This window comes from Streptomyces olivochromogenes (assembly GCF_001514115.1).
In the GTDB taxonomy this organism is placed as follows: domain Bacteria; phylum Actinomycetota; class Actinomycetes; order Streptomycetales; family Streptomycetaceae; genus Streptomyces; species Streptomyces olivochromogenes.
In genome coordinates, this window is record NZ_KQ948490.1 from 12,494 (window position 1) to 24,861 (window position 12,368).

The 12,368-nt window shown below is 70.6% G+C and carries 10 protein-coding genes; 7 read left to right on the forward strand and 3 right to left on the reverse strand.

Annotated features, from left to right (window positions below; translation table 11 throughout):
* Positions 1 to 16 precede the first annotated feature (16 nt).
* From AQJ27_RS48645 to AQJ27_RS48670, 6 genes are all read left to right on the forward strand, one after another.
* A complete protein-coding gene (locus AQJ27_RS48645) occupies positions 17 to 1,579 on the forward strand; it encodes a fatty acid--CoA ligase (RefSeq protein ID WP_067384891.1) in 1,563 nt (520 codons plus the stop codon).
* Between the two features lie 32 nt (positions 1,580 to 1,611).
* On the forward strand, positions 1,612 to 1,869 hold the full coding sequence (locus AQJ27_RS48650; RefSeq protein ID WP_067384894.1) for a phosphopantetheine-binding protein: 258 nt from the start codon (positions 1,612 to 1,614) through the stop codon (positions 1,867 to 1,869).
* Positions 1,856 to 6,337 (forward strand): non-ribosomal peptide synthetase, encoded by a 4,482-nt coding sequence (locus AQJ27_RS48655; RefSeq protein ID WP_067384898.1) that lies wholly within the window; start codon positions 1,856 to 1,858, stop codon positions 6,335 to 6,337. Before AQJ27_RS48650 ends, AQJ27_RS48655 begins: the two co-directional genes overlap by 14 nt.
* 90 nt (positions 6,338 to 6,427) lie before the next feature.
* Positions 6,428 to 7,471, forward strand: a complete 1,044-nt coding sequence (locus tag AQJ27_RS48660) for an ABC transporter substrate-binding protein (protein ID WP_067384901.1) — start codon at positions 6,428 to 6,430, stop codon at positions 7,469 to 7,471.
* A gap of 74 nt (positions 7,472 to 7,545) precedes the next feature.
* A complete protein-coding gene (locus AQJ27_RS48665; RefSeq protein WP_067384904.1) occupies positions 7,546 to 8,520 on the forward strand; it encodes a FecCD family ABC transporter permease in 975 nt (324 codons plus the stop codon).
* A gap of 75 nt (positions 8,521 to 8,595) precedes the next feature.
* Positions 8,596 to 9,432: an ABC transporter ATP-binding protein gene (locus tag AQJ27_RS48670; RefSeq protein WP_067384907.1), complete on the forward strand. Its 837-nt coding sequence runs from the start codon at positions 8,596 to 8,598 to the stop codon at positions 9,430 to 9,432.
* 7 nt (positions 9,433 to 9,439) lie between these two features.
* Here the strand turns inward: AQJ27_RS48670 and AQJ27_RS48675 are convergent, their stop codons facing one another.
* The 3 genes from AQJ27_RS48675 to AQJ27_RS48685 form a co-directional block, all read right to left on the reverse strand.
* Positions 9,440 to 10,036, reverse strand: a complete 597-nt coding sequence (locus AQJ27_RS48675; protein WP_079065886.1) for a DJ-1/PfpI family protein — start codon at positions 10,034 to 10,036, stop codon at positions 9,440 to 9,442.
* 16 nt (positions 10,037 to 10,052) lie between these two features.
* On the reverse strand, positions 10,053 to 10,271 hold the full coding sequence (locus tag AQJ27_RS48680; protein WP_067384910.1) for a hypothetical protein: 219 nt from the start codon (positions 10,269 to 10,271) through the stop codon (positions 10,053 to 10,055).
* Between the two features lie 386 nt (positions 10,272 to 10,657).
* Positions 10,658 to 11,125 carry a hypothetical protein gene (locus AQJ27_RS48685; protein ID WP_067384913.1) on the reverse strand — a complete coding sequence of 156 codons (468 nt, stop codon included), beginning with the start codon at positions 11,123 to 11,125 and terminating at the stop codon, positions 10,658 to 10,660.
* Positions 11,126 to 11,609: 484 nt separating this feature from the next.
* Here AQJ27_RS48685 and AQJ27_RS48690 point away from each other — a divergent pair, with 484 nt between their 5' ends.
* Positions 11,610 to 12,257, forward strand: a complete 648-nt coding sequence (locus AQJ27_RS48690; RefSeq protein ID WP_067384916.1) for a TetR/AcrR family transcriptional regulator — start codon at positions 11,610 to 11,612, stop codon at positions 12,255 to 12,257.
* Positions 12,258 to 12,368 lie beyond the last annotated feature (111 nt).

Genomic DNA, 12,368 nt, shown 5'->3' on the forward strand with positions numbered 1-12,368 from the left:
GAGGACGGAGACGCCCATGCCCATGGACAGGCTCCACCACCCGCAGCTCCAGACACTCGTCCAGACCACGAGCTTCCACGCACACCACCAGCCCACGACCCCCGCGGTCCTCTTCGAGGGCCGCACGGTGACGTACGAGCAACTGCACCACGAGAGCAACCGCATCGCCCACGCCCTCCAGGCCGCCGGACTCACGCCGGGCGACCGGGTCGCGTACCTCGGCAAGGAGTCCGAGCACTACTACGAGATCCTCTTCGGCTGCGCCAAGAGCGGCACCGTGCTCGTCCCCGTCAACTGGCGGCTCACCGCGCCCGAGGTAAGCCACATCCTGCGGGACTCCGGGACCCGACTGCTGTTCCTGGAAGAGGAGTTCGGGCCGATCGTCGAGAAGATGCCGACCGCGCCCCCCGACACGGTCGTCGAGCTCGGAGAGCCCTTCGCCGTCTGGAAGGCATCCCACCCCGACACCGACCCGACACCGCACATCACCCCCGACACCCCCGTCGCCCAACTCTACACCAGCGGCACCACCGGACTGCCCAAGGGCGTCGTGCTCGCCCACCGCAGCTTCTTCGCGATCCGTGACGCGCTGGCGAGCGAGGGGCTGGACTGGATCGACTGGCGCGCCGGTGACATCGCGCTGATCGGCATCCCCGGATTCCACATCGGCGGCCTGTGGTGGGCCACGCAGAACCTCAACGCCGGGACGACGATCGTCGCGATGCGGGCCTTCGCCGCCCGCCAGGCCGTCGACCTCATCCGTGACTTCGGCATCACCACCGCCTGCGTCGTCCCGGCCATGCTCCGCATGATGCTGACCGAACCCGGCGTCGGCGCCAAGGACTTCACCACCCTGCGCAAGACCGTCTACGGCGGTTCCCCCATCTCCGAGGCACTGCTGGAGGAGAGCCTCGCCGTCCTCGACTGCGAGTTCGCCCAGATCTACGGCCTCACCGAGACCGGCAACACCGCCGTCTGCCTGCCCCCGGCCGCCCACGTCCCCGGTGGTCCCCTCATGCAGGCGGCCGGGCGGCCGTATCCGGGGGTGGGCAGCAAGGTGATCGACGGCGAGGGGCGCGAACTGCCACCGGGCGCGGTCGGGGAGGTCTGCCTGGCCACACCGGCCCACATGGTCGAGTACTGGGGACTGCCCGACAAGACCGCCGAGACCCTGGTCGACGGCTGGATCCACACCGGGGACGCCGGATACATCGACGAGGGCGGCTACATCTTCATCCGCGACCGCATCAAGGACGCGATCCTCGTCGCCGGCGAGAACGTCTACCCCGCCGAGATCGAGAACGTACTGGAGCACCACCCCGGCGTGGCGGAGGCCGTCGTCGTCGGCGCCCCCGACGAACGCTGGGGCGAGTACGTGCACGCCTTCGTCGTCCCCGCCCCCGGACAGCCGCCAAGCCCCCGGGACCTGCACACCTTCCTCGTCCCGCGGCTCGCCGGCTTCAAGCTGCCCGCCCGCTACGAGTTCATCGACAGCGTCCCGCGCAACCCCAGCGGAAAGATCCTGCGCCGCGAGCTGCGCGACCGCTTCTGGGGCGACTCCGCACGCAAGGTCAACTGACCTTCCACCAGGCCGGATTGAGAGAGAACGACATGCCTGCTCCCCTCACGCTCGAGGGCTTCCGCGCGGACCTGGCGGAGTTCCTGTACCAGAAGCCCGACGAAGTCGACCTCGAAGAGAACCCCCTGGACGCCGGACTGGACTCCCTGCGGATCGTCACCCTCCTCGAACGGTGGCGGGCGACCGGCGCGGAGGTGACCTTCGTCGAACTTGCCGAGTGCACCACGTTCGCCCAGTGGTGGCAACTGCTCTCCGCACGGCAGAGGGGAGCGGACCATGCCGACGTATGACAGCGGCACACATGACAGCGGCACACATGACACAGCGCGGCGTCATCCGTTGCTGGCCGGCCAGGAAGGCATCTGGACCGGCCAGCAGCTCGACCCGGACAGTCCCGCGTACAACACGGCCGAGTACGTGCTCATCGAAGGACCGGTGGACACGGCCGTCTTCGATGAGGCCCTGCACCACGTGGTCGCCGAGACGGAGGCCCTGAACGTCGCCTTCGTCGTCGACGACCAGGGCCGCCCCTGGCAGGCAGCGGCCCCGGTCGGCGACTGGCGCCTGCACACGGAAGACCTCACCACCGAGCCGGCCCCGCACGCGGCGGCACTGGCCTGGATGACCGAGGACATGGCCCGCCCCGTCGACCTCGCGCGAGGCCCCGTCTTCGGCCACGCCCTGCTGCGCACCGCACCGGAGCAGTACCTCTGGTACCACCGCGTGCACCACATCGCCCTCGACGGCTTCGGCCTGTCACTGGTCGCCCGGCGGGTCGCCCAGGTCTACACGGCCCTGACGGCGGGCGATCCGGTGCAGGACAGCGGTTTCGGGACCCTGGCCTCGGTACGGGACGAGGAACGCGCCTACCGGGATTCGCCCCGCTTCGCCAAGGCCCGCGCCTACTGGGCGGACCGGTTCGCGGACCGGCCGCCCGTGGCGACACCCGCCGGCCGTACGGCCCTGCCCGCGCGCACGTTCCACCGGCGGGTGGCAGAGCTCGACACGACGGAGACGAAGGCCCTGCGCGCCGTTGCCCGGGACCTGAAACTCACCTGGTCCGAGGTGCTGTTGGCCGTGACCGCGGCCCAGCTGCACCAAGCGACCGGCGCACCCGAGATCGTCCTCAGCCTGCCGGCGATGGGACGCCTGGGCTCCGTATCGCTGCGCGTGCCCTGCATGGTGCGCAACATCCTGCCCCTGCGCGTCGCGGTCACCCGGCCGGACAGCCTGCGCGACCTCGCGGCCCGGATCTCCAGCGAGCTCCGCGCGGGACTGCCGCACCAGCGCTACCGCTACGAACAACTGCGGCGCGACCTCAAGCTCGTCGGCGGACAGCGCCGACTGTCCGGTCCCGGCGTCAACATCATGCCCTTCGAGTACGACCTGCGCTTCGCCGGACACCGCAGCACGGTGCACAACGTCTCCGCGGGTCCCGTCGACGACCTGTCCGTCAACGTCTACGACCGTTCCGAGGGCGGGGGACTGCGCATCGCCGTGGACGCCAACCCCGACCTCTACGACGAGGCGGACGTCACCGAGCTCCAGGAGGGACTGCTCTCCCTGCTCAGGGAGGCCGTCGCCGCCCCCGACCGGGCACTCGGCGACCTGCGTGCGCGCGAACCCGTCCCGGTCCTGGACGGGGGGCCGCTGCCCGGCCCCGTCCGCCCGGTCCTCGGCCTGATCGCCGACCACGCCGCCCGGCGCGGCGGCTCTGTCGCCGTCGAACACGACGGCAACAGCATCACGTATGCCCAACTCCTCGGATCGGCACGTGCGCTCGCCCGCCGACTGGCTGCCCGCCGGGTCGGCCACGGTGACCTGGTGGCCGTCGTCCTGCCGCGTGGCATCGACGCGATCACCGCCATGCTCGGCATCCTCCTCTCCGGTGCCGCCTACTGCCCGCTCGACCCGACGGCGCCCCAGGCCCGCAGGGCAGAACTGCTGGACGACGCCCGACCGGTCCTGGTCATCACCACCAGCGCCTACGCCGACGACTACGGGGACCGGGCCGTTGTGCGACACGACCCGCCGGAACCCGAGCCCGCAGCGGCCCAGCCGACGGCACCGACGGCGACGCCGGAGGATCTCGCCTACGTCCTCCACACCTCGGGCTCCACGGGGCGCCCCAAGGGCGTCGAGATCGGCCACCATGCCCTCGCGCACTTCGTCGCGGGCGCCACGCACCGCTACGGCCTTCACCACCGGGACCGCGTCCTGCAGTTCGCCCCTCTGCACTTCGACACCAGCGTCGAGGAAATCTTCCTCACCCTGTGCGCGGGCGCCACGCTCGTCGTCCGCGGCGACGACATGACCGAGTCGGTCCCCGGCTTCCTGGAGGCCTGCGCACGGCTGCGGATCAGCTTCCTCGACCTGCCCACGGCCTACTGGCACGAACTCGCCTACGCCGTCTCGACCGGCGCCGTCACTCTGCCCGCTGACGTGCGCACCGTGGTCATCGGCGGCGAGGCGGCCCTCCCCGAACGGGTGGACCGCTGGCGCAAGGCCGTCGGCACGTCGGTCCGGCTGCTCAACACCTACGGGCCGACCGAGGCCACCGTGGTCGCCACCGTCGCCGACCTCCACGACCCCTCGCTCGCCCCGGGAGACGTTCCCATCGGGCTGCCGCTGCCCGGCACCCGAGCCGCGGTCGTCGACGGCGAACTCCACCTGCTGGGCGACAACCTGGCCCTCGGCTACCGCGGAGACCGGCCACCGGACACCTCACGCTTCGCCCCCCTCGACCAACTCCCCGGAGCGCCCCGCGCCTACCGCACCGGCGACCGGGTACGGATCGGCGACGACGGACAACTGCGTTACCTGGGCAGGTCGGACACCGAGTTCAAGATCAGCGGACACCGTGTGCACCCTGCCGAGGTCGAGGGCGCCCTCCTCGCTCACCCGGGAGTCCGTGGCGCGGCTGTCGTAGGGCAGGTGTGGGGAGACGGGACGCGGCGCCTGGTCGCGTACGTCGTCCCGGACGGGCCCGCCCCTGCCGTGGCGGGGATCCGCGACCACCTCCGGGAGACACTGCCCGCGGCGATGATCCCGTCGGCCGTCGAGTTCCGTGACCACCTGCCCCGGACGAGCTCAGGGAAGATCGACAGGAACGCGCTCGCCACGACGGCCCTCGCCCCCGGTGTGCGGGCGGCCTCCTCCGACAGCACACTGGAGCGCACCATCGCGGCCGTCTGGCAACAGGCGCTCGGCGTGGCCGCCGTCGCCGCGCGGGACGACGTGTTCGACCTGGGGGCCCACTCGCTCCAGGCCATCCAGGTCGCCAACCGCCTCGGCGTCGAACTGCACCGTGACGTGAAGGTCGCCTGGCTCTTCCAGCACCCGACCCCCGCCGAACTGGCGATCTTCCTGGAGCGGCAGGCGCGGCAGGCGCGGCAGGAGCGGCTGGAGCGGCAGGGGCAGCAGCAGCAGAAGCAGCCTCGCCCGGCCGCTCCTGGCCTTCCGGCGGCCTTGCTCGCCGATACCGTCCTCGATCCGGGCATCCGCCCCGGCGACGGCCCTCGGGTGAGCGGCACACCGGACAGAATCCTGCTCACCGGCGCCACCGGCTTCGTCGGCGTACACCTGCTGGCCGAACTCCTGACGAGCACCGGCGCGGAGGTCGTCTGCACCGTCCGCGCCGCGAGCCCTGCCGAGGCCACCGCCCGCATCCACCAGGCCCTGGAAACCCACCTGATCCACCTCCCGGACGCGGTGCGCCCACGCATCACGGCGATCCCCGCGGACCTCGCCCGCGCCCGCCTCGGCCTGGACGAGGCGCTCTTCGCCGAACTCGCCCGCACCTGCGGAGCGATCTTCCACAACGCGGCGACCGTCAGCATCATGCGCGAGTACGCCACCCTCCGCGCCGCCAACACCGAGTCCACCCGGGACCTGCTCCGTATGGCGGCCGTGCGCTCGACCCCCCTGCACTTCGTGTCGACCCTCTCCGTCGCCCCGCCGCTCGGCCTCGCCCCGGAGGTACCGGAGGCGTTCCTCCCGCCTCACCCCGGACTGCGCTACGGCTATCAACAGTCGAAGTGGGCGGCCGAGCGCCTGCTGGAACAGGCCGCGGAGAGAGGCCTGCCGGTCACTGTGCACCGACTCGGCCGGATCGTCGGCCCGTACGCCACCGGTTACGTGAACGAGCGGGACTTCCTCTGGAACGTGCTGCGCGCGGGGGTTCCCGTCGGCATCGTCCCCGACCTGTTCGAGGAGGAGACCTGGAAACCGGTCGACCATGTCGCCCAGGCCCTCGTCCACCTCTGCCTCGGACAGGCCGCGCCGGGCGCGACCGTCTTCAACCACGCCGCCGGCGAGCTGGTGAGGCTGGGTGATGTGTACGACTGGCTGGAGGAGTACGGATACCCGCTGCGGCGCATGCCGCTGTCCCAGTGGCGTGCCGAACTGCTGTGCTCCTTCGGTGAGTCCGGGGAGTCCGGTGGCTCCGGTGAAACTCGTGAGTCCGGTGGCTCCGGTGGCTCCGGTGAGTCCGGTGAGTCCGGTGAGTCCGACGTGGCGGCGACCACGCTCGCCTTCTTCGACTCCTGGGATGCGAACACCGACGACGCGACCGGACCCGACCTGCGCCTGGGACGCGTCCGCGCCGACAACGTCGTGAACGGTCTGCGCGGCAGCGGCATCACCTGCCCGCCCGTCGACCGCGACCTCGTCTTCCGCTACCTGGACCACTGCGTCACCACCGGAACCCTGCCCGCCCCGGCCGGAAGACAGATCCATCCCACCACTCCCGCAAGGTAGTTGGGCATGTCCGGGAACTCGGAGGCTCCACCCCCCGACTACTGCAAAAGAACCCGACGCCTCACGAGCACCCCGCAACAAGGAGCCAGCATGTCGAAGAAACGGCCGGTCGCCGTCGCCCTGGCCGGCGCCCTCTGTCTGGTCACGACGGCCTGCGCCGACTCGTCGACCGACAAGGGCGCCACCACCGGCGGCAAGGCATCCGCGGCCGCCGCGAGGTCCGGCTACCCGGTGACCCTCGAGAACTGCGGAGCGTCCGAGAAGTTCACCAAGGAGCCCAGCCGGGTGGTCGTGATGAACGGCGCCTCGGTGGCCGAGGTCTCCACGCTGGTCTCCCTCGGCGTCGGCGACCGCGTCGTCGCCAACCAGCAGAGCTACGGGATGTCCGAGGTGGCGGGCCGCGCCAAGGCCATCAAGGCCCTGCCGACCGGCGACGTCAAGCTCAACGACGCGTACGACATCCCGCGCGAGGCAATGATCGGCCTGCGGCCCGACCTGGTGCTCTCCACGACTTCGTACGGCTTCGACGAGAAGAACGGCTTCGCCACCCGCGACCAGCTCAAGCAGGTGGGCGCGGGCACCTACATCTCGCCGCAGGGCTGCGACCAGGACACCTCCAAGATGACCATCGCCGACAGCTACACGCTGCTGCGCGACATGGGAGAGATCTTCAACGTCGGCGACCGCGCCGAGAAGCTGATCGCCGCGTCGGAGAAGAACATCGCCGACATCTCCGCGAAGGTGAAGGGCGAGAAACAGCCCAAGGTCATGATCCTGTTCTCCAACATGGCCATGGGCGGCAACGACTTCAGCTCCGTCGTCGCCAAGGGCATCTACAACGACATCCTCACCAAGGCCGGCGGCAGCAACGCCTTCGCGTCGGCATCCAAGACCTCCTTCGCCGACCTGAGCAAGGAGAAGGTGGCAGCCACCGACGTCGACGCGCTCGTCGTCATCGGCTACAACGACCCCAACCCGGCGGCCTACGCCAAGAAACTACTGAAGGAGTTCCCCCAGTGGCCGGCCGCGAAGAACAACAAGTACGTGGCCCTGTCCGACTCGATGTACCTCGGCCCCAGCAACGACCTGGCCGTCGAGAAGGTCGCCAAGATGCTGCACCCCGACAAGTTCTGAGCCCGAGTCCGGTTTCGAGCCGCCTGCGGCTGCCGCTCGCGGTCGTCGGCCTGCTTCTCGTCCTCGTCGCCGTGATGGTGGTGGCGGTGAGCATCGGTGCCGTGAACATTCCGGTGGCGGATGTGTGGGGAATCCTCCTGCGCCACGTCACCGGCCGGGGAGCCACCGGTGACCCGGCGCTGGACCAGATCGTGTGGACCTTCAGGGCACCCCGCGTAGCCCTGGCCGCCCTGGTCGGCGCGGGTCTGGCGGTCGCCGGGGCGGTGCTCCAGACCCTGGTCTCCAACCCGCTCGCCGACCCCGTCGTCCTGGGCTTCTCCTACGGTGCCTCCCTGGGCGCCGTGCTCGTCATCACCCTCGGCGGTGTCGCGCTCGGCGGGCTGGGCGGTCTCGGTGTGTCCGGCGCGGCGTTCGTCGGTGCCCTTGCGGCCGGCGCCCTGGTCTTCGCACTGGGACAACGGCAGGGCCGGCTGGCCCCGACCCGGCTGGTGCTGGCGGGGGTCGCGGTCGGCTATGTCCTGCTGTCGGTCACGAGCTTCGTCCAGCTGCTGGCAACGCCCACCGAACTGCGGACCGTGATGTTCTGGATGCTCGGCAGCGTTGCCGGCGCCCAGTGGAGCCAACTGCCCACGGTCACGGTGGTGGTCCTGACGAGTACCGTCGTGCTGACCCTGTTCGGCCGTCGCCTCAACGCCCTGCTGGCCGGCGACGAGTCCGCGACCGCGCTCGGCGTGGACGTCAACCGGCTGCGCGCCGTCCTGCTGGTGATCAGCGCGCTGCTCACCGGCACCGTCATCGCCGTCGCCGGTGGCGTCGGCTTCGTCGGCCTGATGATCCCCCACCTGGTCCGCCTCACGACCGGCGCGGACCACCGCAGACTGCTGCCCCTGACCGCACTCCTGGGCGCCATCTACCTCGTCCTCGTCGACCTGCTCTCCCGCACCGTCAACCGCCCCAACGAACTGCCGCTGGGCATCCTCACCGCCCTGCTCGGCGCCCCCTTCTTCCTGTGGCTGCTGCGCCGCAACAAGGGCCTGGACACCGTATGAAGAGCCCGGACACCGTATGAGAGCCCGGACACCGTATGAAGAGCCTGGACGGCATATGAAGAGCCTGGACGACATATGAAACTGACCGTGGACCAGCTCCACATCACCCTGGACCGCAAGCAGATCCTCCGCGATGTGCACCTGGAGGCCGCCAAGGGCGACATCGTCGGGCTCGTGGGCCCCAACGGCAGCGGCAAGTCGACCCTGCTCCGCACGGTCTACCGCTCGCTGCGCCCGGCCGACGGCGTGGTCAGGGTGGGCGGCGACGACGTATGGGAGCTGTCCGCGCGCACCGCCGCCCGCCGGACGGCCGCCGTCCTCCAGGACGCCGGCACCACGACCGGCCTGACCGTGACCGAGATCGTCGCCCTGGGACGTACGCCCCACCACGGGCTGATGGGCCGGGACGGCGCCGAGGACCGCGACGCCGTGGCCGAGGCGGTCGAACGCTGCGGAGTCGGCCCCTTCGCGGACCGCGACTACGCCACCCTCTCCGGCGGCGAACGCCAGCGCGTCCTGCTGGCCCGCGCCCTCGCCCAACGACCCCGGCTCCTGGTCCTGGACGAACTCACCAACCACCTGGACATCCGCGCCCGGTTCGAACTCCTGGACCTGATCCGCACCACAGGGATCACCACCCTGGCGGTCCTGCACGACCTCGACCTGGCCGCCCGGCTCTGCGACCATCTCGTCGTGCTCCACGAAGGCGCGGTGGTGGCGGCGGGACCCGTACTGGAGGTCCTGACACCGGACCTCCTGCGTGACGTCTTCGGCGTACGGGGCGCCACGGAACGACACCCCGACGGCGTCGTCCGCATCACGTACGCCGCCCAGCCACTCGCCTTCGCCCGTGAGCCTGAGCCCGAGCCCGAGCCCGATCCCGAGCCCCAGCCCGAGCCCGCGAAGCGGTGACGCCCCGTCACGCGCCACGCGGCTCGTACTGGATTCCGGCCCGGGTCAGCTCGCTCTCCTCGGCCCCGCCGAAACGGCCGACGAGATGCAGCGCCATGTCGATCCCGGCCGACACGCCGGCGGAGGTGACGATGTCGCCGTCGTCGACGTACCGCTGTCCGGAGCGCAGGTCGACCGAGCTGTCGATCTCCGCGAGCTTGTCGAGGTAGTCCCGGTGGGTGGTGGCAGGCCGACCCGCCAGCAGACTGGCGGCCGCAAGGACGAGCGAGCCCGTGCAGACGCTCGCCAGGATCGTTCTCCGCTGGTGAAGTTCGCTCAGCCAGGCAAGGTGCGGCTCGTCCTTCACCAGGGAACGGGTGCCGTCACCTCCGGGATGGACCAGCAGATCGAGCGGCGGTGCCGTGGTCGGGTCATGATCCGCGACGAGGCCGAGCCCCTTGGCGCACCGGACCACACCCGCCCGGGGCCCGAGGGTCAGGACCCGCACCGGAGACGACGCGATGTGGGCGGCCCAGAACCCCAGTACCTCCCAAGGACCGGCGACGTCGAGTTCCTCGGCACCCTCGAAGAGGAGGACGCCGATGGTCAGGGTGTCGTCGTTCACGGGAGTCGTGCCGGCGTCAGGCCGACGCCGCCGTGAGCCGGTCCAGGGCGCCGGCCTTGGCCTGGGATACGAGGTCGGCGAACTGCTCCTCGCTCATCTGCACCTGCTGTCCGAAGTCGTCGGTGATGCGTACCCGCCTGTCCTCGGGTGCTTCTGGGTCCAGGAAGAGCTGGGGGCAACCGCAGTTGCAGTCGCCGCAGAAGGTCGCGATCGGTTCCGGGTTCACATCAGCCATCTGTGCCACCTCGTCACTTTCGCCGCGCCGGACGATCCGGCACCTCAACGATGCCCGGCGCGCGGCCGACGACAAACGGGCTCAACACATGAGAAGGACCACGCCAGTTGGCGGGAACTGCCCGCGGCCGCCGAACGACTCGAGGGGCGGGCTGCATGCCCCGCTTGCCGCGAATCTTGCGTGTGTGCCCAGGCAGTCGGCTGTCCTGGCCCTCGACATTGCGGCAGCCGGCAGCCGGCAACAGGTGGGGTGGGCAGCAGACGACGCGAGAGTTCCACGCCGCACACGCGGCGCTGCGGGCGAAGTACCGCTGGAGTTCCAGCGGATCCAGCATCCTGCCCATCGCTGCAGGAATCCGGAAGCCGCCGCCCAAGCAATCCAGCCCTCTAAACAATCCAGTCCTCGCTGTGCCGATGGCGACCCAGCCCCACGGTTGCGAACTCGTCCGTGGCCGCATCTGCCACCACCCCCAGCCTCCGGAGGGCCTGCGAGATCGGGCCGCCGGCGGATCCGAAGGGCTGGCCCTCCGCTACATGGAGTGGCCCCAGTACGACGGCCCCATCAGCCCAGACGGCAGCGCGTTGCTCGCCGACACCGCCGAAGTACTCGGCTTCCGCATAGGCCACCACTCCGGCGGCCGACCAGTCCGCGAGCCGCTTGTCGAATCCTCCCGGAAGCCGCCAGAACCCCAGAGAGCCCTCAGTGCCGTCCGTTGCGGCATCGAAGAGTTGATCCGTCATCGGCATCAGCGAGAGACCCTGGCCGAGAGAGACCACCCAAGCGGCAGGCAAGTCCCGTGAGGCGCCACGCAGCACCTCGTCTTCGGCGATGACTGCCTGCAGTTCATAACCCATCCCAACGCCCCCTCCACCGCTCGGAAGCCCCATCTTGTCGCACGCGCTGACGTCGAACCCACTGGATTCCGGGGACCTTGCTCAATCAGTGCCGGGTTGGACGAGCTTGAAGGCGAGGCGGGCGGCGGCCAGGCGTGGGAACAGGGCTTCGGCGTAGCCCAGGGTGAGGGTCGCGCGGTCGACCTGGACGGGCGGTCCTGGAGCGGTCGTACGAGATCGCTGTCCGCGTCCTACAGGCCGAACAGGTCGCACCGGTGCGCGAGTCCGAGCTTGTCGGCGGCGGCGACGAACACCGGAAGCCACCGTCCCCGTCCTCAGCGGAACCGGCGTCTGCGACGACTGACCGCCGGACGGGGCCCCGCCGGACCGGCGGGGCGCGGAACAGATCCGGTTCCGGATCACGCTGAAGGACCCGTGGCAGACTGGGCGGGCGGCTCGTCCCGGTCCGGCGTTCACCCGATACTGATCCACCGAGGTTGTTTCCGTGCCCAAGCCCGTGGCCCGCGAGCCGATGCGACGTAATTCACGGTCCAACCGGGCGCGCATCCTGGCCACGGCCCGCCAGGAACTGGGGCGGAACCCTGACGTCACCCTGGAGGAACTCGCGCACGCCGCCGGTGTCGTGCGGCGCACCCTCTTCGGGCACTTTCCCGGACGCGCGGCATTGCTGGAGGCTCTTGCCGAGGAGGCGTCCGAGGCGATTCGGAGCGTCGTCTCGGACGGAGCGAACTCGACGGAGCCGGCCGAGCGGGCCCTCGCGTACTTCGTGCTTTCCGTGTGGCCTGTAGGGGACCGCTACCGGATGCTCGTGGCGCTGGCGCGCAAGGACCTGGGTATGGAACGCGTGGCCGAGATCCTTGCGCCGGCCCGCGACGAGGCCACGGTCATCCTGGAGCGAGGGCAGCGGGACGGCGTCTTTCACACCCATCTGCCGTCCGCTGTGCTGAGCGCCGGACTGGAAGCCATGACGGTCGCGCTGCTGGAGGCGGTCAACACCGGGGCCCTGGACGACGACGGAACCCGGGTCGCCGTCGCCACGCTCATCGCGGCCGGTGTGCCGGAGGAACAGGCGGGTGCGGTGGTCGACGACGTCGCGTCCGCGGCGGTCGCGGAGGCTGCCGCCGACGCGTGAGCCGCATTGGGACTGGCTCGACGGGGACGACGCGGCCTCGAACCTGGCCGAGATGCTGCTACGCATGCTGGGCGTTCCCTCGGAGGACGCCCACGACGTCGCCCGGCGCCC